We start from the raw sequence: 19,866 nt of genomic DNA on the forward strand, positions 1-19,866 counted from the left end.
GGGGGTGCGATGACAAGGGTCGACCGAAAAATTGGTTTAGACCTGTCCGGCGGTGCACCGCTCACGCCGGACTGCGTGCCTCCTTCTCCTGCTCGGCGGCCCCTTCCACGATCCCCTCCACGCCGTGTTCGAAGCCCGCCCCCGCTCCCGGGGCGACCCCTGCCGGAGGGTCCTCCGTGACGCCCTCGAACACCCTGCCCCCTTCCGTTCCCGTCAGCAGATACGCCTGCGCCTCGCCCACGTGGAAGTACATCCCGTGCAGCTCCAGACCGCCGCCGGCCAGCGCCCGGGCGACCGTCGGGTGCGCCCGCAGATGATCCAGCTGCTGGACCACATTGGTCAGGCACAGCTCCTCCACCGCGTCCGCGGTCGCCCGCCCGGCCAGCCGGGGCCGGGCGCGGCGGTCTCCGGCCATCCGCGCGAGGCTCGGCACACCGTGCCGCAGCCAGCGCCGCAGCGGGGTGTCCCCACCGACGGCGCCCCCGCCCGCACTGTCCCCGCCGACAACGCCCTCGCCCGAGCGGACGCCGTCCGAGCCGACACCGCCCGTGCGGCCCGCGTCCGTAGCGCCGGTGCCGGCGCTGTCCCCGTCCGCGGTGCCCGCTCCCGTGGTGCCCGCGTCCGTGTCCCCGTCCGTGGTCTCCGCGGCCAGCAGCGCGTGCATCGCCCCGCAACCGGAGTGTCCGCACACGGTGATGGAGCGCACCCCCAGTACGTCCACCGCGTAATCGATGGCCGCCGCGACCGAGTCGTCGCCGTGCTCCTCGCCCGGCGGCGGCACCAGATTGCCGACGTTGCGGACGACGAACAGATCGCCGGGACCACTGGCGGTGATCATCGACGTGATGAGCCGGGAATCGGCGCAGGTGAGGAAGAGCTGGGAGGGCCGCTGGCCCTCCCGGGCGAGCCGCGCCAGCTCCTTGCGCACCAGCGGCGCGGTGTTCCGCTGGAACGAGCTGATGCCACGGGCCAGTTCCCCCCTCGCCGCGCGCCCTTCCGGCGCGCGGGCACTCTGCGCCCCGGCGACGCAGGACTGATGGTTGCGCCAGGGCGTCCAGGGGCCGCACCGGCAGCCGGCGTGCGTGGCCGGCTCGGCGGTCCGGATTCCCCCGCGCCGGCCCGACAGCTCGGCCGTGCCGCCCCGTGCGGTGTGGGTGTTGCGCCAGTCCTGCAGTGACTCGTACGCCGCGTGGTCCATGAACGACCCGCTCAGTTCCACGACGGCGTGGGCGCCTTGGGGTACGAGATGCAGGGCTCTGCTGAGCCGGGGAACGGCGAGGAACGTCAACTGGCCCCGGACGCGTACGTGATGGACTCCCTTCGTCTCTTCGTGGGTGATGCGGGTGCGGGTGAGTCGGTGCAGGGCGACGGCGACCGCCACGGCGACCCCGAGGAGCACGCCCTCCAGGACGCCGAAGGACACCACGCCGAGGGTGGTCACGACGTAGACCGGCACCTCACGGTGGCGCGTCACCGTGCGGATGTGGTGCAGGGACACCATCTGGATGCCGACGGCCATCACCAGGGCGGCGAGGGAGGCGAGCGGGATCGCCTCCAGGAGTGGGACCATCAGCAGCGCGGCTGCTACTACGAGAACGCCGTGCAGCATCGTGGAGTTCCGGCTGACGGCACCCGCGTTCACATTCGCCGTGCTGCGCACGGCCACCCCCGCGACCGGCAGTCCGCCGAGCGCCCCGGAGAGGATGTTGGCGGCACCCTGGCCCAGCAGTTCCCGGTCCAGGTCGGACCGGCCGACGCGGGACTGGGCGCCGGGCCGCGCCGCGACCAGCTTGTCCACGGCCACCGCGCCGAGCAGCGACTGCACGCTGCACACCAGGGTGGTGGTGAGCACGGCGGCCACGAGGCCGAGCACCGGGCCGTCGGGCAGCCCGGCCAGCGCGTGGCTGCTCCAGGACGGCAGGCCGACCCGGGGCAGGGACAGCCCGGTCAGGGCGGCGGTCCCGGTGGCCCCGGCGACCGCGACGAGTGCGGCCGGCACCTTGCGCAGCCCCCGTCCGACGCGGCCGGGCAGACGCGGCCAAGTCAGCAGCAGGGCCAGCGTCAGCACGCTCACGAACACGGCGGCCGGCTGTACACGGGCCAACTGGGTTGGCAGTGCGCGCAGGTTGGCGAGGACGGAGCTGTCCGGACTGCCGCCGAGGACGATGTGCAGCTGGGCCACGGCGATGGTGATGCCGATGCCGGCGAGCATGCCGTGCACCACGGCCGGGCTGACGGCGAGCGCGCCGCGTGCCACGCGCAGACAGCCGAGGCCGAGCTGGGCGAGACCGGCGAGGACGGTGATGCCGCAGGTGGCCCGCCAGCCGTACTGGAGGATCAGGTCCGCGGTGACGACGGTGAGTCCGGCGGCGGGCCCGCTGACCTGCAGCGGGCAGCCGCCGATCCGGCCGGCGACGATTCCGCCCACGGCGGCGGCGACCAGGCCGGCCTGGAGCGGGGCGCCGGTGGCGAGGGCGATACCGAGGGACAGCGGCAGGGCGATCAGGAAGACCGCGACGGCCGCGGACACGTCGGCGCCCTCGACCGCGAGGCGGTGGCGCCCCGGTGCGGGGTCGGGCGGTGGCGGGGAGTGCTCGGTGTGAGGGGGTGCGCAGGCTGATGACATGTTCCCGTCTCCTCCGGGGCGGCGCGGTCGCGGACTGGTTGGGGCCCCCGTCCATGGGTGGGGCTCGGTCGCGGCCGTGGGTCACGGCGTGCAGCGGCGGGATGGATCAACGCTCGGTAAATGAACCGTAATGCCACGTAAAGACAATGCATAACTTTCCGGGGCAAATGGCGCATTCAGTCACCCAGCCGAGCGAAGTAATCATTTGATCGGCTTGTCGTACTAATTCCTTCTCGGTCCCGTGCGACCTTGGCGGCGCTGTCGGTGCAAGCCCGGCACACGCGCACAAATGACCCATGGTCAGCGTGTGCCTGAGAGAAGGAAGAAGGTGGGCGGAACATGGCCGCCACCCAGAGGATCGCCGTCGGCGCCACGGTCGCCGCGGCCTGTGCCGCGTCGCTCGCCGGCTGCGCGACCGGCTCCAACGCGTCGAAGGAAGGGGTGTCAGGACCGAAGGGGGCGCCCGCGCCCCAGAGTGTGGTCCGGCTGATCGGCGACGGATCCACCGCCTACACCGGTACCCAGCCGCACCTGCCCAGACCCGAACGGCTGAAGCCCGGTCAGAAGCCCCCCCAGTTCGTCGTGTTCTCCTGGGACGGCGCCGGTGAGGACAGCCAGAAGCTGTTCTCGCACTTCCGCAAGGTCGCCAAGGAGAACCACGCGACCATGACGTACTTTCTCAGCGGCGTGTACATGCTCCCCAAGGAGAAGCGGAACCTGTACAAGCCGCCGCAGCACTCACCGGGCAGCTCCGACATCGGCTTCAACGACGAGCAGGGCATCGCCGACACCCTCAAGCAGGTACGACTGGCCTGGCTGGAGGGCAACGAGATCGGCACCCACTTCAACGGCCACTTCTGCGGGCCCGAGGGCGGCGTCGGCACCTGGTCGGTGGACGAGTGGAAGAGCGAGATCGCCCAGGCCAAGCAGTTCGTCAAGAACTGGAAGACCAACACCGGCATGACGCAGGCGGCGGCCCTGCCCTTCGACTACGACAAGGAGCTGATCGGCGCCCGCACCCCCTGCCTCGAAGGGCGGAAGAACTTCACCGAGGCCGCCCGCCGGCTCGGCTTCCGCTACGACTCCAGCGGTGTCGACGACCAGCTCTGGCCCAAGAAGAAGGAGGGGCTGTGGGATCTGTCCATGCAGCTGGTGCCCTTCCCCGGCCACACCTTCGAGCAGCTGACCATGGACTACAACTTCATGGCCAGCCAGTCCGGCACCGAGACCCAGGGCGACCCGGACATGTACGACTACTGGGGCGACCAGATGCGCGACGGCCTGATCAAGGGCTTCTACCGGGCCTATGACGGCAACCGCGCGCCCCTGGTCATCGGCAACCACTTCGAGTCCTGGAACGGCGGCACCTACATGCGCGCCGTCGAGGAGGTCGTACGGGAGGTGTGCAACAAGCCCGACGTGCGCTGCGTGTCCTTCCATCAGCTGGCCGACTGGCTGGACGCCCAGGACCCGGGGACCCTGCAGAAGATGCGCACCCTCAAGGTGGGCGAGGCGCCCCGGCAGGGCTGGGCGTCCTTCCTCTCCGGACGCCCGGCCCCGGCGCCCAAGGGCGTCCCCGGGGCGCCGGCCGTCAGGCAGTAGGCGTCAGACCGCGGCCGCCACGCCCTCGCGGAGCACGAACCCGGGGTCGACCTGCGCCGCCAGGTCGACCCCGGTGCGCTCGTTGCCCCACGCCTCGGCGTTGCGCAGGTGGAAGTGCACCATCTGGCGGGTGTACCGCTCCCAGTCGCGCAGGGCGTACGTGGCGTCGGCGGTGGCGCGCAGGGTCTGCAGGGCGCCGGCGTTGGCCTCCTCCAGGAGGTCGAAGCGGGGCGGGCGGCCCTTCTCCATGGCGCGCACCCAGTCCGAGCGCCCGACCGTCACCAGCAGGTCGTCCCCGACCTCCGCGCGCAGGAAGTCGACGTCGTCCTGCTCCTGGATCTTGTTGCCGACGACCTTCAGGGCGACGCCGAAGTCGCGGGCGTACTCCTTGTACTGGCGGTAGACGGAGACCCCCTTCCGCGTCGGCTCGGCGACGAGGAACGTCATGTCGAACCGGGTGAACATCCCGGAGGCGAAGGAGTCCGAACCCGCGGTCATGTCGACCACCACGTACTCGTCGGGGCCGTCGACGAGGTGGTTCAGGAACAGCTCCACCGCTCCCGTCTTGGAGTGGTAGCAGGCGACCCCCAGGTCGGCTTCGGTGAAGGGGCCGGTGACCATCAGGCGGACGGCCCCGCCGTCGAGCTCCACGGGGCGCGCGCAGGCGTCGTAGATCGGGTTGGGCTCCCGCACCCGGACGAGCCGCGAACCCTCGCCGGGCGGGGTGGTCTTGATCATCGCCGAGGGCGAGGTGATCCGCTGGTTGCTGCCGCGCAGATGCTCCTTGATCTGCGGCAGCCGTTCACCCATCGCGGGCAGCGCGGCCGCCTCCGTCTCGTCGAGACCGAGGGCGGGGCCGAGGTGCTGGTTGATGTCCGCGTCGATCGCGACGACCGGGGCGCCGGCGGCCACGAGATGCCGGACGAAGAGGGAGGAGAGCGTGGTCTTGCCGCTGCCGCCCTTCCCGACGAAAGCAATTTTCATGTTCACCAAGCGTAGTCGGGTGATAGCTCTCGGTCGCAAGGGGGGTGAAGAAGACCACTCCATCGTGGGGTCGGCCGTCGGGGTGCGTACTGTCGTACTCATGAGTACGACAGGCGCGACCGCCGATCCGCTCGCGGCCCTGGGCTCACTGCCCGGCGTGCCCGAATCCGTGGAGTCCGTGCGCAAGGCCGTGGACCGGGTCTACGGGCACCGGATCATGCGGCGCCGCAGCAACGCGATCACCTCCGAGGCGGCCCTGCGCGGGGCCCGCGGTTCGGCCGCCCTGTCCGGCGCCGACTGGGCCCTGGAGGAGGTGCGGCGGCGTACCGACTTCGGTGCCGACGACGAGGCCCGTGTCGTCGGCGCCGCCCTGCGCCTGGGTGCCGAGGCCGGCCAGCTGCTCTCGATCTGGCGGCAGTCCCCGCTCCGGGTCCTGGCCCGGCTGCACCTGGTGGCCGCGGCGGACGGCGACGAGCGGGTGGGCAGGCCCCGCCAGGCCGGCGAGGCGGTGGACGAGCCGCTGATCGAGCTGCCGCTCCCGGACGCCGCCGAGGTCTCCGGCCGCCTCGAGGGGCTCGCCGGCCTGATCATCGCCGGCACGTCCGCGCCCGCCCTGGTCACGGCCGCCGTCGTGCACGGCGAACTGCTCGCGCTGCGCCCCTTCACGTCCCACAACGGCCTGGTGGCGCGCGCGGCCGAGCGGATCGTGCTGATCGGCAGCGGTCTCGACCCGAAGGCCGTCTGCTCGGCCGAGGTGGGGCACGCCGAACTGGGCCGCGCCTCCTACCTGGCCGCACTGGACGGGTACGTCTCCGGCACCCCGGAGGGCATGGCTGCCTGGATCGCCCACTGCGGCAGGGCCGTGGAGCTGGGAGTGCGCGAGTCCACGGCGGTGTGCGAGGCGCTGCAGCGCGGCGCGGCCTGAGAGAACTCCCCGGAAAAGGGTTGCGGCGGTACGAGTCCTCGTACCGCCGCTGGCATGCTCACCGGGTTACCAAGCGTCCTCGATATGTGCCCATCAGGCCGGGGTGCTTTGCCCGTCCCTGGTGCGGCTGGCCCGTAATCGACGGGTCGACGTCGCGTGGGTGCTCGATGTTCATGCGGGGTCCGTGGGCCAAGTGCGTAGTGGTAGGTGATCCTCTCGGATGTCCTCTGGTCTCGCGGGCCTACCTTCTTTGTACCGCGAGCCCGGAGCAAGCGGAACCCCTGCCCGCACATCTTTACTTTCGGGTTCAAACAGGGGCGAAGCGGACGTCCCTCGCTGGGGTGCCCGGGCGTGCGCGGGAGGGGCGGGGGTCAGGCGGTGTTGCGCCGCCGGCTGGCGTACCAGACGAGACCCGCGGTGGCCGCCGCCGCTCCCACGGCCGCCATGGCGACCAGCGCCGGGCGGGGCGGGACCGAGAACCCGGGCAGCCGCTTCTTGAGCGGCACCGGGCGGCGGAACGCCAGCACCGGCCACCCGCGCGCGGTCGCCTCGCGGCGCAGAGACCGGTCCGGGTTCACGGCGTGCGGGTGCCCGACCGCCTGGAGCATCGGCAGGTCGGTCGCGGAGTCGCTGTAGGCGTAGCAGCGGTCCAGGTCGTAGCCCTCCGAGGCGGCCAGCTCCCTGATCGCCTCCGCCTTGGTCGGGCCGTAGGCGTAGTACTCCACCTCACCGGTGAAGCAGCCGTCCTCGCCGACGACCATGCGGGTGGCGACCACCCGGTCCGCACCCAGCAGCTCGCCGATCGGCTCGACGACCTCGGCGCCGGAGGTGGACACGATGACCACGTCCCGCCCGGCCATGTGGTGTTCCTCGATGAGGGAGGCGGCCTCGTCGTAGATGATCGGGTCGATCAGGTCGTGCAGGGTCTCGGCGACGATCTCCCGCACCTGCTGGACGTTCCAGCCGCGGCACAGGGTGGACAGATACTCACGCATACGCTCCATCCCGTCGTGGTCCAGGCCGCCGGCCAGGAAGACGAACTGGGCATATGCGGTACGCAGTGCGGCCCTGCGGTTGATCAGCCCTCCTTGGTAGAAGGACTTGCTGAAGGTGAGCGTGCTCGACTTCGCAATGACCGTCTTGTCCAGGTCAAAGAAGGCTGCGGCGCGGGGCAAGGAGTGGTTTTCCACGCCCCTGAGCATAGGCGCCCACCATTCGGCGTAAGGTGTGGCGCGTGGGTTTGCCTGAGAAGGCTCTCGGGTACACCATGGAAGTCACGGATCGTTCGCGACCGTGCTAACCCGGTCCGACTCCTCCCCCCCCGAGTCGGCCGTGGGGACGACCCCCGCTCTCCCCCCCGGCGGGGGTCGTCGCATGTCCGGGTGGGTTTTCTCGCCTCTCTCCGCTCTGTGCGGAACTCCGCGACCCACGCTGTGGCGCACCGGCCGCGGCTTCCGCATGCCCGTGTTTCGTTACTCACGGTAATCGATGCGCTGCGCTGCGGAACTCGCACAGCGACCCGCACAGGGCTCACCGGTATGGGTGACGGCGATATTCACAGCCCCCCGGTTGTCCACCGTATGGGACCAAGATCCACACGATTTCGCGGATCGCTGCACCGTGATTCCGGCGCACCCCGGCTGTGGCGAGTTCATGGCCGGTTCCGATTGCCGGAGTGCGTTTGGCCGGTTCCTATCGGCCGCTCATATGGAGGCCGCTCGCCGGTTCTTCACATCTTCGGGATTCCCGTGGCCGCAGGGGCTGCGCGGAGCACGCAGCGAAGGGGGAACACACGTGACCGGAATCGTCACCCACGACCCGCCGCCCACCGGCGCGGGCCGGCCGGGACGTCCGCTCATCGTCACCGAGGACGCCGACCTGCTGGACGATCTGCTGCGCCTGTGCGCGGCGGCCGGCGCCACGCCCGAGGTCCACCACGGCGTTCCGGAACACGGCGACGGCTGGGAGGCGGCCCCGCTGGTCCTGGTCGGCGACGACGCCGCCCGCCGCATCCGTGGGGCCGCCCGGCGGCGCGGAGTGGTGCTGGTCGGCCGCGACCAGGACGACTCGGAGGTGTGGAAGCGCGCCGTCGGGATCGGGGCCGACCACGTCCTGATGCTTCCCGACGGAGAGCAATGGCTGGTCGACCGCATCGCGGACGTCGCCGAGGGGGTCGGCCGCCCGGCCCTCACCGTCGGGGTGATCGGCGGGCGGGGCGGGGCCGGCGCGTCCACGCTGGCCTGCGCCCTCGCGGTCACCTCGGCGCGGGAGGGGTTGCGCACCCTGCTCGTGGACGCCGATCCGCTCGGCGGCGGACTCGATGTACTCCTCGGCGGCGAGAGCGCCGACGGGCTGCGCTGGCCCGCCTTCGCCGCCTCCCGGGGTCGGCTCGGCGGCGGCGCCCTGGAGGAATCGCTGCCGGAACTGCACGCCCTGCGCGTACTCAGCTGGGACCGCGGCGACTGCGTCGCCGTTCCGCCCCAGGCGGTGCGCGCGGTTCTCGCCGCCGCCCGGCGGCGCGGCGGGACCGTCGTGGTCGACCTGCCCCGCCGCCTCGACGACGGGGTCGCCGAAGCCCTCGCGCAGCTCGACCTGGCTCTGCTCGTCGTCCCCGCCGAGCTGCGGGGGATCGCGGCCGCCGGGCGGGTCGCGTCCGCCGTCGCCATGGTCGTGCGCGATGTGCGGGTGGCGGTCCGCGGACCGTACGCGCCCGGTCTGGACGACCACGGGGTGGCCCGGCTGCTCGACCTGCCCCTGGCCGGCGAGATCCCGGTCGAACCGGCCCTGTCGCGCCCCGAGGGCGGTGCGAAACCACCCGGTGCCACCGGACGGGGCCCGCTCGCCCGTTTCTGCCTGAACTTCTGGGAGCGGGCCCTGGCCGAGGCGGGAGGGGTCCGATGACGCTCCCCGGGCTCGACCGGGCCGACGGCGCGGCACTGCTCGACGGCGTCCGGCGCCGGCTGGCCGAGAGCGGTGCCGAACCCACCCCCGCGCGGGTGGCGCAGGCCCTCCGCGAGCAGGGCCGGGTGCTGGGCGATGCCGAGGTCCTCGGGGCGGCGAGGCAGCTGAGGAGCGAGCTGGTCGGCGCGGGCCCACTGGAACCGCTGCTCGCCGACCCGGGCGTCACCGACGTCCTGGTGTCCGCACCGGACCGGGTGTGGGTCGACCGCGGGGGCGGCCTGGAGCTGACCCCGGTGACCTTCCCCGATGCGGCGGCCGTACGACGCCTCGCGCAGCGGCTGGCCGCCGTGGCGGGACGCCGGCTGGACGACGCCCGGCCGTGGGCGGACGCCCGGCTTCCCGACGGGACCCGGCTGCACGCGGTGCTGCCGCCGGTCGCCGTCGGCTGCACCTGTCTGTCCCTGCGGGTGGTACGGCCCCGGGCGTTCACCCTGGCGGAGCTGGTGGAGGCGGGCACCGTGCCGCCGGGCGGCGAGGTGATCCTGCGGGCACTGCTGGACGCCCGCCTCTCCTTCCTCGTCAGCGGCGGCACCGGAAGCGGTAAGACGACGCTGCTCAGCGCCCTGCTGGGGCTGGTCGGCCCGGGTGAACGGATCGTGCTCGCCGAGGACTCCGCCGAACTCCGGCCGGATCACCGGCACGTCGTGCGGCTGGAGACCCGTCCCGCGAACCAGGAGGGCGCCGGCCTGGTCACCCTCGAGGACCTCGTCAGGCAGGCATTGCGGATGCGGCCCGACCGGCTGGTCGTCGGAGAGGTGCGCGGCCCGGAGGTCGTGCACCTGCTCGCGGCACTCAACACCGGCCATGAGGGCGGTTGCTGCACGATCCACGCCAACGCCGCCGGGGACGTACCGGCCCGCCTGGAAGCGCTGGCCACGGCCGCCGGGCTCGACCGGGCCGCACTGCACAGCCAGTTGTCGGCCGCCCTCTCCGTGGTGCTGCACCTCGTCCGGGACCGGTCCGGCCGGCGCCGGATCGCCGAGGTGCACGTGCTGGAGCGTGAGGCCGCGGGTCTGGTGCGGACGGTGCCGGCACTGCGCTGGGGCGAGCGGGCCTTCGCCCGGGAGCGCGGCTGGGAGCGGCTGGAGCATCTGCTGGGCATGTCCGGCGGGTTCACGAGCGAGTGAGGACGGGGACGGAAGTGACCGGTGAGATGTCGATGGCGGCGGCGCTGATCTGCCTGGGGACGCTGGCCTGGCTGCTGGGCGAACGGCACTACGGGATGCGGCGGGCGCGGCTGCTGCTGGCCGGCGGGGGGACGGTGGCCACCGGGCCGCCCTCCTGGAGGCGGGCTCTCGGTGAACTGCGGCGGCTGTCCTGCCGTTTCGGGCCCGAGTGGTGGGCGCTCGCGGCCGGGCTGCTGCTCGCGCTGCTCGGTGCGTCGGTGATTCCGGTCGTCGCGGGGGCGGCCGGGGTGCCGGTGCTGCGCCGAGTACGGCTGGGCCGCCGGGCCGCATCCGCCCGGGAGCGCCGGGCGGATGCGGTGATCGCCCTGTGCGGCGCCCTCGCCGGGGAGGTGCGGGCGGGACGGCAGCCCGGTGAGGCACTGCTGCGGTCCGCGCGGGACTCCGGCGGGCTCGGCGAAGCGCGGGCGGCCGTGGTCGCGGCAGCCCGGTTCGGTGGGGATGTGCCCGGGTCTCTGGCCGCGGCGGCCCGGCAGCCGGGCGCCGAGGGGCTTCGCGGGCTCGCCGCGTGCTGGCGGGTGGCCGTGGACCAGGGCGCGGGACTGGCGGCCGGTCTGGACCGGCTGGACGCGGCCCTGCGCGCCGAGCGGGACCAACGTGCCGACCTGCGCGCGCAGTTGTCCGGGGCCCGTGCGACCGCGGTGCTGCTGGCCGCCCTCCCCGCTCTGGGGCTGCTTCTGGGCACTGCCATGGGCGCCGACCCGCTGCACGTCCTCCTGCACACCGGCGCGGGCCTCGGCTGCCTGGTGACCGGCGCGGTGCTGGAGGCGGCCGGGACGTGGTGGGCGATGCGGATCGTGCGAGGAGCGGAAGCGGTGTGAGGGCTCACGCGTGGCGCGGAAGGGATCGGCCCGGTCCTCGCGTGGTGGAGGTGGCCGCGATGTCGGGAAGCGGGCGGGTCGTACGGAAAGGGAGGGTGGAATGAGCGGGGAATTCGTCCACAGGCTGGGGATGGCCGGGGCCGTGGTGCCGGCTGTCGGCTGGGGCCTCCGGCGCTTGGAGATCGCGCGACGGCGACGGCGGGTACGGCGCCGGGTGGCCGACCTGCTGGGCCTCGAAGCGCCGTCGCCCGGAGCGGCGTTCGCGGTGCCGGACAGGCTGCGAAGGTGCCTGCCACTCGTCGGTGCGGCGGGCGGTGCCTGGGTGCTGGTCGGCGGAGTCACCGGGGTGCTGCTGGGGCTCGTGGTGGGCGCGGTGCTGTGGCGGTGGCGCGAGCGCAGAACATCGGCCGGGCGGGCCCAGGAGATCGACACCACCGGGTCCGCGCGCCAACTTCCGCTCGCAGCCGACCTGCTGGCCGCCTGCATCGCGGCCGGTGCCGGTCCGGTGGTCGCCGCCCAGGCGGTGGGGGAGGCCCTCGGCGGCCCGGTCGGCGAAGCACTGGCGCGGGGCGCGGCGGAGGTACGGCTGGGCGGCGAACCAGGCCACTCCTGGCGCCGGTTGGCCGCGCTGCCCGGCGCCATGGCCCTGGCCCGGCTGCTGGAGCGGGCCGACGAGACCGGGCTGCCGGCGGCCGGCCCGGTCGCCCGTCTCGCCTCGGACGCACGCGCGGACTGGGCCCGCGCCGCAACGGTCCGGGCACGCAGGGCGGCCGTGCTGATCTCCGCGCCTGTCGGGCTGTGCTTCCTGCCGGCCTTCATCGCGATCGGCGTCGTGCCTGTCGTGATCGGCCTGGCCGGCGGGGTGATGGGAGGGAGGTAGGCGCACGACGACGAGCGAACGCATGCACATGGATCACCACAGGAAGGACAAAAACAATGCGCCTCACGGGGGTTGGGATGAGCGAGATCATCAGCAGGAAGTTCGGGCGAGCGGCGGCGCGGTTGCGCGGAGCGGGCGGCTGGTGCCGGCGGGACGCCGGGATGGTCACGTCCGAGTACGCGATGGGGATCATCGCGGCCGTCGGCTTCGCGTTGCTGCTCTACGAGGTCGTCACCAGCGGCCAGGTCAGGGCGGAGCTGCAGGCCATCGTGAAGAAGGCGCTCAGTGCGCGGATGTGAGCGGGGGCGGGACCGCGGGTTCGTGACCGCGGAGGCGGCCGTGGTGCTGTCCGTGCTGGTGGCGTTCACGATGGCGCTGGTCTGGGGGCTGCTCGTGGTGGCGGCGCGGATCCAGTGCGTGGACGCGGCTCGCGTGGGTGCCCGGGCCGCCGCCCGCCAGGATCCGGTCGACGTGGTGGTCACGGTGACCCGGGACGCGGCGCCGGACGGGGCGCGGGTCACGGTGGGCCGGGAGGGCGACCGGGTCCGGGTGACGGTGGTGGCCAGGCCGCCGTTGTTCGGCGGGCTGCCTGTCGAGTTGCGCGAGGAGGCCGTGGCACTTGCCGAGGAGACGGTGGGAGCGGCGCGGGAGGGGGAGCGGTGAGAGTTCCTGCGGGGCGCGAGGGCTGCGGGGTGCGCGAGGCTCATGAGGCGGGGCGGTCGGGTCGCCAGGTCTTCGGGCCGCGGCCTGCGAACCGTCGGCCCTCTGGGTATCCGCCCCCTGGGCATCCGCCTTCCGGATATCCGCCCTCGGGACGTGCGCCTTCCGGCCGACAGCCCGCTCAGCGGTGGCCCGCCGGGTTACAGGCCCCCGCTGGGGCGGCCGCCGACCGAGGGTCCGCGACCGTCTGGAGTCTCGGTGCCATCGCCGTGCTGTGCCTGGTGTTCGGTGCCGTGCTCGCCCTGGGACAGGCCGTCGTCGTCCGGCACCGGGCGGCCGGCGGCGCGGATCTGGCGGCGCTCGCGGCGGCGGACCACTGGGCCGAGGGAGGCGCGGAGGCCTGTGCCCGGGCCGAGCGGCTGGCGCTGGCCCAGCGGGTGCGGCTTCTGCGGTGCGCGATCGTGGGCGAGACCTCGGACGTGACGGCGGCCTCGGGAGGAGGACCGTTCACGGCGGAGGTACGGGCGAGAGCGGGGCCGGCGGGGCCCGTACCGGCAGCACTCGTACCGCCCGCGATCAGCGGTTCGGCACCTGCCGCGGATCCGGAGCCTCCAGATCCGGAGCCTCGTGATCGGGGGCCTCTCGGTCCGGGAACTCTCGTTCCGGGGCCTCTCGGTGCCGGGCTTCCCGGTCAGAAGCCCCCTGGTCATGAGCCCCCTGGTCATGAGCCCCCTGGTCAGGAGTTCCGTGAGCGGGAGCTCCGCGGCCCGGAGTTCCGCGGCCCGGGGTCCCCTGGTCCGGAGCGTCCTGAGACGCAGGATCTCGGCGGCCGGCCTCCCGGCTCTCAGCACCCTCACTCAGAGGGCCCTCGCGGCCCGCCCGGCCCTCCTGAGGGTCGTGACCCTCCTTCTCCTCGGGCGCCCCGCGGAGCAGCACCGTGAGGAGCCGGACCGCACCCCTCTTGTGCAGCGGATCGTTGCCGTTGCCGCACTTCGGGGACTGGATGCAGGACGGGCAGCCGGCCTCGCACTCGCAGGAGGCGATGGCCTCCCGGGTGGCGGCGAGCCAGGCACGGGCGGTGTGGAAGGCGCGCTCCGCGAAGCCCGCGCCGCCGGGATGGCCGTCGTAGACGAACACGGTGGGCAGGAGGGTGTCCGGGTGCAGCGGCACCGAGACACCGCCGATGTCCCAGCGGTCGCAGGTCGCGAAGAGGGGCAGCATGCCGATCGAGGCGTGCTCGGCGGCGTGCAGGGAGCCGCCGAGGATCTCCGGGATGATCCGGGCCTCGTCCAGCTGGTCCTCGGTGACCGTCCACCACACCGCGCGGGTGCGCAGCGTGCGGGGAGGGAGGTCGAGTTTGGTCTCGCCCAGCACTTCACCGGTGATGAGGCGCCTGCGCAGGTAGGAGACGACCTGGTTGGTGACCTCGACGGACCCGAAGCACAGGCGGCCGGAGCCCCAGGGGATCTCGGTGTCCGTCTCCAGGATCGAGATCGCGGTGGTGTCGCGGGCGACCGTCGAGTACGGCGGGTCGGCCTGTTCGACGAGGGCCACCGAGTCCTCCAGGTCCAAGGTGCGCACCAGATAGGTGCGGCCCTGGTGCAGGTGGACCGCGCCCTCGTGGACCGTGGAGTGCGCGGCGCCCGCGTCGACGGTGCCGAGCAGGCGGCCGGTGCCGGTCTCGACGACCTGCACCGGGCGGCCGCCGGCGCCGCGGATGTCGGTCAGGTCGGCGGCCCGCTCCCGGCGCGTCCAGTGCCAGGCCTTGGTCCGCCGGCGCAGCAGCTTCGCGGCCTCCAGCTGCGGCAGCACATCCGCGCAGGCGGGGCCGAAGAGGTCCAGGTCCTCCTCGGTCAGCGGGATCTCGGCGGCGGCCGCGCACAGGTGCGGGGCGAGGACGTAGGGGTTGTCGGGGTCGAGGACGGTGGATTCGACCGGCCGGTCGAACAACGCCTCGGGATGGTGGACCAGGAAGGTGTCCAGCGGGTCGTCCCGGGCCACCATGACGGCCAGGGCGCCCTGTCCGGAGCGGCCCGCGCGGCCCGCCTGCTGCCACAGGGAGGCGCGGGTGCCCGGATAACCGGCGATCACCACCGCGTCCAGGCCGGAGACGTCCACGCCCAGCTCCAGGGCGGTGGTGGCCGCGAGACCGAGGAGTTCCCCGGAGTGCAGGGCGCGTTCCAGGGCCCGGCGCTCCTCGGGGAGGTAGCCGCCCCGGTAGGCCGCGACACGCCGGACCAGGGACCGGTCGACCTCGGCCAGTTTCTCCTGGGCGATCACCGAGATCAGCTCGGCGCCGCGCCGGGAGCGGACGAAGGCGACCGAGCGCACGCCCTGCACGGTCAGGTCGGTCAGGAGGTCGGCGGTCTCGGCGGTGGCGGTCCGCCGTACGGGCGCGCCCTTCTCGCCGTGCAGCTCGGTGAGCGGGGGCTCCCAGAGGGCGAAGACGAGCTCACCGCGCGGGGAGGCGTCGTCGGCGACCTCGACCACCGGCAGGCCGGTCAGCCGCCGGGCGGCGACGGCGGGCTCGGCGGCGGTCGCCGAGGCCAGCAGGAAGACCGGCGAGGAGCCGTAGCGGGCGCACAGGCGGCGCAGCCGGCGCAGCACCTGGGCGACGTGCGAGCCGAAGACGCCCCGGTAGGTGTGGCACTCGTCGATGACGACGTACCGGAGCGACTTCAGGAAGGAGGACCAGCGCGGGTGGGACGGGAGTATCCCGCGGTGGAGCATGTCGGGGTTGGTCAGGACGTAGTTGGCGTACTGGCGGACCCACTCGCGTTCCTCGAACGGAGTGTCGCCGTCGTACACGGCTGGGCGAACGGCATTGCCCAAAGGTTGTGAAAGTTCCTTCACCGACCGGCACTGGTCAGCGGCGAGCGCCTTGGTGGGGGACAGGTACAGGGCCGTGGCGCCGCGTCCGTTCGGCGCCTCGGAACCGTCCAGAAGGGTGGAAAGGACGGGGACGAGGTAGGCGAGGGACTTGCCGGAGGCCGTGCCGGTGGCGACGACCACCGATTCGCCGTCCAGGGCGTGCTCGGCGGCCCGGGCCTGATGGGCCCACGGGTGCTCGATGCCGCACGCCTGCACGGCCGCGATCACTTCTGGGCGAATCCGGTCTGGCCAGACGGCATGGCGGCCCGCGCGCGGGGGCAAGTGCTCCGTATGAGTGATGCGCGCAGACCGGCTCGGCCCGGAGGCGAGGCGGTCCAGGACCGTGCCCGGAGACGGGCGGGACGCCGGGTCCGCCGGGGTTCGATCGGATCGGTGATTCTTGGCCATCGGCACCGAGTGTGTCACTGACGTGACGGACAATGGAGTCAAGGCGTCGTGCACGCCTGCCGGTAAGTGATTGAATGCCATCGCGGCTGGCGTTGCGTCCCGGGGGCCGCAAGCCGAGGTGCCCGAGGGGCGACCGCTCGATAGCAAGGTGCTGGAGGATCCGTGGACCTGTCCCTGTCGACCCGTACCGTCGGCGATCGTACGGTCGTCGAGGTCGGTGGCGAAATCGATGTATACACCGCGCCCAAGCTGCGCGAGCAGCTGGTCGAGCTGGTGAACGACGGCAATTTCCATCTTGTCGTCGACATGGAGGGCGTGGACTTCCTCGACTCCACCGGTCTCGGCGTGCTGGTCGGCGGCCTGAAGCGAGTGCGTGCCCACGAGGGCTCGCTGCGCCTGGTCTGCAACCAGGAGCGCATTCTCAAGATCTTCCGTATCACCGGCCTCACCAAGGTGTTCCCGATCCACACCTCGGTCGAGGAAGCGGTGGCGGCCACCGACTGACCCTGGGCCGTTCGCCGGCGTCGGGCTCCGTGAGGGGCCCGGGCGTCGGCCGGTCCCGTCCTGGGCCGCGCAAGACGTGGCGGCCCGGGACACCGAAGTACACAGGGGGTGCGGGTCCTCGGCGGCCCCACCCCCGACCGCACGCCCGTAGCCGCGAGGGGGATGCATGGCCACCGTCGAACTCCGCTTCAGCGCGCTGCCCGAGCACGTCAGGACCGCCCGTCTGGTGGCGGCGGCGGTGGCGCGCAGGGCCGGGGTGGACGAGGCGGTCCTGGACGAGGTCCGGCTCGCCGTCGGCGAGGCCTGCTCCCGTGCCGTGGGACTGCACCGGAGCCACGAGATCACGACTCCGGTGAAGGTGGCGCTGATCGAGGAGGAGAAACAGTTCTCCATCGAGGTCGGCGACGAGGCCCCGCACGCCTCCGCGGGCGGCGACACGCCCGGGGGCGCCCAGGAGAGTGACGTGGAGGCCGAGGAGGACGAGATGGGGCTCGCGGTCATCAGCGGCCTCGTCGACGACGTCGAGGTGACCACCGGGCGCAACGGCGGACTGATCCGTATGACCTGGCCGGCCACACCGCCGGCCGCGGCCGCGCTCTAGCCGCCAGGCACCTCACGACCCCCAGGGCCCTGCTGAGCAGGGCCCTTCGGTGTTTTTCGGCGACATCCGGGAATTCGTGAAGGAATTCACGATCAATAGACCGATAATTGGATCAAGAGCCAATGCGGTCGTCAATGCTTTTGGGGCATTACCGCTTTCGGGTTCCCCGGCGTGACCTCGATCATTTGCTGAAGGGCACGAGAAGGCCGATTCCGTTTACCGTCCCCTGTTTAGATCACTCGCGGGTACCTAGAATCCGTCCACATCTTGAGCTCAGCCCAAGCGTCAAGGAGGACGAATGGCGGGGCTTTCTACCCCTCATCAGTTGGGTCACCCGACAAATCTCGCTGCCGCGGTACTGACCGACGACAACAGGATCATCGTGGCGGTGATCGCGGCGGTCGCCCTGGCCGCGCTCGTGGTCGCGGGGATCCTGGTGCGCCAGGTGCTGGCCGCCGGCGAAGGCACCGACAGCATGAAGCGGATCGCGGAGGCGGTCCAGGAAGGTGCCAAGGCGTACCTCGCCCGGCAGCTGCGCACGCTCGGCGTATTCGCCGTCGTCGTCTTCTTCCTGCTCCTGCTGCTGCCCGCGGACGACTGGAATCAGCGTGCCGGACGGTCGGTGTTCTTCCTGATCGGAGCCGTTTTCTCGGCGGCCACCGGTTATATCGGCATGTGGCTCGCCGTGCGCAGCAATGTGCGTGTCGCCGCCGCGGCCCGGGAAGCCACTCCGGCTCCGGGCGAACCCCAGAAAGATCTCACCACCGTCTCGCACACCGCGATGAAGATCGCATTTCGCACGGGCGGCGTCGTCGGCATGTTCACGGTGGGCCTCGGCCTGCTGGGCGCCTCCTGCGTGGTGCTGGTCTACGCGGCCGACGCGCCGAAGGTGCTGGAGGGTTTCGGCCTCGGCGCCGCCCTGATCGCGATGTTCATGCGGGTGGGCGGCGGCATCTTCACCAAGGCCGCCGACGTCGGCGCCGACCTGGTCGGCAAGGTCGAGCAGGGCATTCCGGAGGACGACCCGCGCAATGCCGCGACCATCGCCGACAACGTGGGCGACAACGTCGGCGACTGCGCGGGCATGGCGGCCGACCTGTTCGAGTCGTACGCCGTCACCCTGGTGGCCGCGCTCATCCTCGGCAAGGCCGCCTTCGGCGACTCCGGTCTGGCCTTCCCGCTGCTGGTGCCCGCCATCGGCGTGATCACGGCGATGATCGGCATCTTCGCGGTGGCCCCCCGGCGCTCCGACCGCAGCGGCATGAGCGCGATCAACCGCGGGTTCTTCATCTCCGCGGTGATCTCCCTCGTGCTGGTGGCGGTCGCGGTCTTCGTCTACCTGCCGTCGTCGTACGCGGACCTCGGCGGCGTCACCGACGCGGCCATCAAGGCCAAGGACGGCGACCCGCGGATCCTCGCGCTGGTCGCGGTGGCCATCGGCATCCTGCTGGCCGCCGTCATCCAGCAGCTGACCGGCTACTTCACCGAGACCAACCGCCGCCCGGTCCGGGACATCGGCAAGACGTCCCTCACGGGCCCGGCGACCGTCATCCTCTCCGGCATCTCGCTGGGCCTGGAGTCGGCCGTCTACACCGCCCTGCTGATCGGGCTCGGGGTGTACGGCGCGTTCCTGCTCGGCGGCACGTCGATCATGCTGGCGCTGTTCGCGGTCGCCCTGGCCGGCACCGGTCTGCTCACCACGGTCGGCGTGATCGTCGCCATGGACACCTTCGGGCCGGTCTCCGACAACGCCCAGGGCATCGCCGAGATGTCCGGTGACGTCGAGGGTGCGGGCGCGCAGGTGCTCACGAACCTGGACGCGGTCGGCAACACGACCAAGGCCATCACCAAGGGCATCGCCATCGCCACCGCCGTACTCGCCGCGTCGGCGCTGTTCGGGTCGTACCGCGACGCGATCACCACCAACGTGCAGGACGTCGGGGTGAAACTGAGCGGACCCGGGGCGCCGCTGAGCCTGTCGCTGGACATCTCGCAGCCCAACAACCTCGTCGGCCTCATCGCGGGCGCCGCGGTCGTCTTCCTCTTCTCCGGACTGGCCATCAACGCCGTGTCCCGCTCGGCGGGTTCGGTGGTCTTCGAGGTGCGGCGGCAGTTCCGTGAGAAGCCCGGGATCATGGACTACAGCGAGACGCCCGAGTACGGCAAGGTCGTCGACATCTGCACCAAGGACGCCCTGCGGGAGCTGGCCACGCCAGGTCTGCTCGCCGTCATGGCACCGATCTTCGTCGGGTTCACGCTCGGCGTCGGCTCGCTGGGCTCCTACCTGGCCGGCGCCATCGGCGCGGGCACGCTGATGGCGGTGTTCCTCGCCAACTCCGGTGGCGCCTGGGACAACGCCAAGAAACTGGTGGAGGACGGCCACCACGGCGGCAAGGGCAGCGAGGCCCACGCCGCCACGGTGATCGGCGACACGGTCGGTGACCCCTTCAAGGACACCGCCGGACCGGCGATCAACCCGCTGCTGAAGGTCATGAACCTGGTGTCGCTGCTCATCGCGCCCGCGGTGATCAAGTTCTCCTACGGCGACGACAAGAACATCGGTGTCCGGATCGGGATCGCGGTCCTCGCGCTCCTGGTGATCGTGGTCTCCGTGTACATCTCCAAGCGGCGCGGCATCGCCGTCGGGGACGACGAGAGCGCCGAGCGGGTCGCCAACACGCCCGACACGGCGGTGGTTTCGTAGGCCGCGACGACACGGCCTGCTCAACGGACGGGCGGGTGGCGCGTACTGACGCGCCGCCCGCCCGTCTCCTTGGTGCGGCTCGTCCGTGGGGCCGCCCACGTGGTGAGCCTTCTCTCTCATGGTGCGAAGAGTCAC

General features: G+C 72.3%; 14 protein-coding genes and 2 pseudogenes. 12 read left to right on the plus strand and 4 right to left on the minus strand.

Going from position 1 to position 19,866, the window contains the following annotated elements:
* Nucleotides 1-61 precede the first annotated feature (61 nt).
* Nucleotides 62-2,626: a bifunctional SulP family inorganic anion transporter/carbonic anhydrase gene (locus BLW57_RS21360; protein ID WP_093476593.1), complete on the minus strand. Its 2,565-nt coding sequence runs from the start codon at nucleotides 2,624-2,626 to the stop codon at nucleotides 62-64.
* Nucleotides 2,627-2,965: 339 nt separating this feature from the next.
* Between BLW57_RS21360 and BLW57_RS21365 the strand changes: the two genes are divergently transcribed.
* Complete coding sequence (locus BLW57_RS21365; RefSeq protein WP_093476595.1) at nucleotides 2,966-4,228, plus strand: polysaccharide deacetylase family protein; 1,263 nt, start codon at nucleotides 2,966-2,968, stop codon at nucleotides 4,226-4,228.
* A gap of 3 nt (nucleotides 4,229-4,231) precedes the next feature.
* Here BLW57_RS21365 and BLW57_RS21370 read toward each other — a convergent pair whose 3' ends face one another.
* Nucleotides 4,232-5,212, minus strand: coding sequence for an ATP-binding protein (locus BLW57_RS21370; RefSeq protein ID WP_176985673.1), 981 nt, complete (start codon nucleotides 5,210-5,212; stop codon nucleotides 4,232-4,234).
* A gap of 100 nt (nucleotides 5,213-5,312) precedes the next feature.
* Here BLW57_RS21370 and BLW57_RS21375 point away from each other — a divergent pair, with 100 nt between their 5' ends.
* Nucleotides 5,313-6,137 carry a Fic family protein gene (locus BLW57_RS21375; protein ID WP_093476598.1) on the plus strand — a complete coding sequence of 275 codons (825 nt, stop codon included), beginning with the start codon at nucleotides 5,313-5,315 and terminating at the stop codon, nucleotides 6,135-6,137.
* Nucleotides 6,138-6,508: 371 nt separating this feature from the next.
* Here BLW57_RS21375 and BLW57_RS21380 read toward each other — a convergent pair whose 3' ends face one another.
* Complete coding sequence (locus BLW57_RS21380; protein WP_093476599.1) at nucleotides 6,509-7,339, minus strand: HAD family hydrolase; 831 nt, start codon at nucleotides 7,337-7,339, stop codon at nucleotides 6,509-6,511.
* 592 nt (nucleotides 7,340-7,931) lie between these two features.
* Between BLW57_RS21380 and ssd the strand changes: the two genes are divergently transcribed.
* The 7 genes and pseudogenes from ssd to BLW57_RS42435 all read left to right on the plus strand — a co-directional run.
* Nucleotides 7,932-9,038 (plus strand): septum site-determining protein Ssd, encoded by a 1,107-nt coding sequence (gene ssd, locus BLW57_RS21385; protein WP_093476601.1) that lies wholly within the window; start codon nucleotides 7,932-7,934, stop codon nucleotides 9,036-9,038.
* Nucleotides 9,035-10,225: a TadA family conjugal transfer-associated ATPase gene (locus BLW57_RS21390; protein ID WP_093476602.1), complete on the plus strand. Its 1,191-nt coding sequence runs from the start codon at nucleotides 9,035-9,037 to the stop codon at nucleotides 10,223-10,225. Before ssd ends, BLW57_RS21390 begins: the two co-directional genes overlap by 4 nt.
* A 32-nt stretch (nucleotides 10,226-10,257) precedes the next feature.
* Nucleotides 10,258-11,103, plus strand: a complete 846-nt coding sequence (locus BLW57_RS21395; protein WP_371127864.1) for a type II secretion system F family protein — start codon at nucleotides 10,258-10,260, stop codon at nucleotides 11,101-11,103.
* A gap of 100 nt (nucleotides 11,104-11,203) precedes the next feature.
* Nucleotides 11,204-11,983: a type II secretion system F family protein gene (locus tag BLW57_RS21400; protein WP_093476605.1), complete on the plus strand. Its 780-nt coding sequence runs from the start codon at nucleotides 11,204-11,206 to the stop codon at nucleotides 11,981-11,983.
* A 77-nt stretch (nucleotides 11,984-12,060) separates the two neighbouring features.
* Nucleotides 12,061-12,282 carry a DUF4244 domain-containing protein gene (locus BLW57_RS42430; protein WP_256339551.1) on the plus strand — a complete coding sequence of 74 codons (222 nt, stop codon included), beginning with the start codon at nucleotides 12,061-12,063 and terminating at the stop codon, nucleotides 12,280-12,282.
* Between the two features lie 22 nt (nucleotides 12,283-12,304).
* A complete protein-coding gene (locus BLW57_RS21410) occupies nucleotides 12,305-12,646 on the plus strand; it encodes a TadE family type IV pilus minor pilin (RefSeq protein WP_093480808.1) in 342 nt (113 codons plus the stop codon).
* A gap of 215 nt (nucleotides 12,647-12,861) precedes the next feature.
* Nucleotides 12,862-13,218, plus strand: a pseudogene (locus BLW57_RS42435) (Rv3654c family TadE-like protein); the annotation flags it as partial.
* 325 nt (nucleotides 13,219-13,543) lie between these two features.
* Here the strand turns inward: BLW57_RS42435 and BLW57_RS21420 are convergent.
* Nucleotides 13,544-16,003: pseudogene (locus tag BLW57_RS21420) on the minus strand (DEAD/DEAH box helicase); the annotation flags it as partial.
* An 81-nt stretch (nucleotides 16,004-16,084) separates the two neighbouring features.
* Here BLW57_RS21420 and bldG point away from each other — a divergent pair.
* The 3 genes from bldG to BLW57_RS21435 all read left to right on the plus strand — a co-directional run bounded on the left by bldG (nucleotide 16,085) and on the right by BLW57_RS21435 (nucleotide 19,731).
* Nucleotides 16,085-16,426 (plus strand): anti-sigma factor antagonist BldG, encoded by a 342-nt coding sequence (gene bldG / locus BLW57_RS21425; protein ID WP_010986038.1) that lies wholly within the window; start codon nucleotides 16,085-16,087, stop codon nucleotides 16,424-16,426.
* Nucleotides 16,427-16,592: 166 nt separating this feature from the next.
* A complete protein-coding gene (locus BLW57_RS21430; RefSeq protein WP_093476607.1) occupies nucleotides 16,593-17,027 on the plus strand; it encodes an ATP-binding protein in 435 nt (144 codons plus the stop codon).
* A 298-nt stretch (nucleotides 17,028-17,325) separates the two neighbouring features.
* Nucleotides 17,326-19,731: a sodium-translocating pyrophosphatase gene (locus tag BLW57_RS21435; protein WP_093476608.1), complete on the plus strand. Its 2,406-nt coding sequence runs from the start codon at nucleotides 17,326-17,328 to the stop codon at nucleotides 19,729-19,731.
* The last annotated feature ends 135 nt before the right edge of the window (nucleotides 19,732-19,866 follow it).

Origin of the sequence: Streptomyces sp. 1222.5 (assembly GCF_900105245.1) — a bacterium.
Classification (GTDB): Bacteria; Actinomycetota; Actinomycetes; order Streptomycetales; family Streptomycetaceae; genus Streptomyces; species Streptomyces albidocamelliae.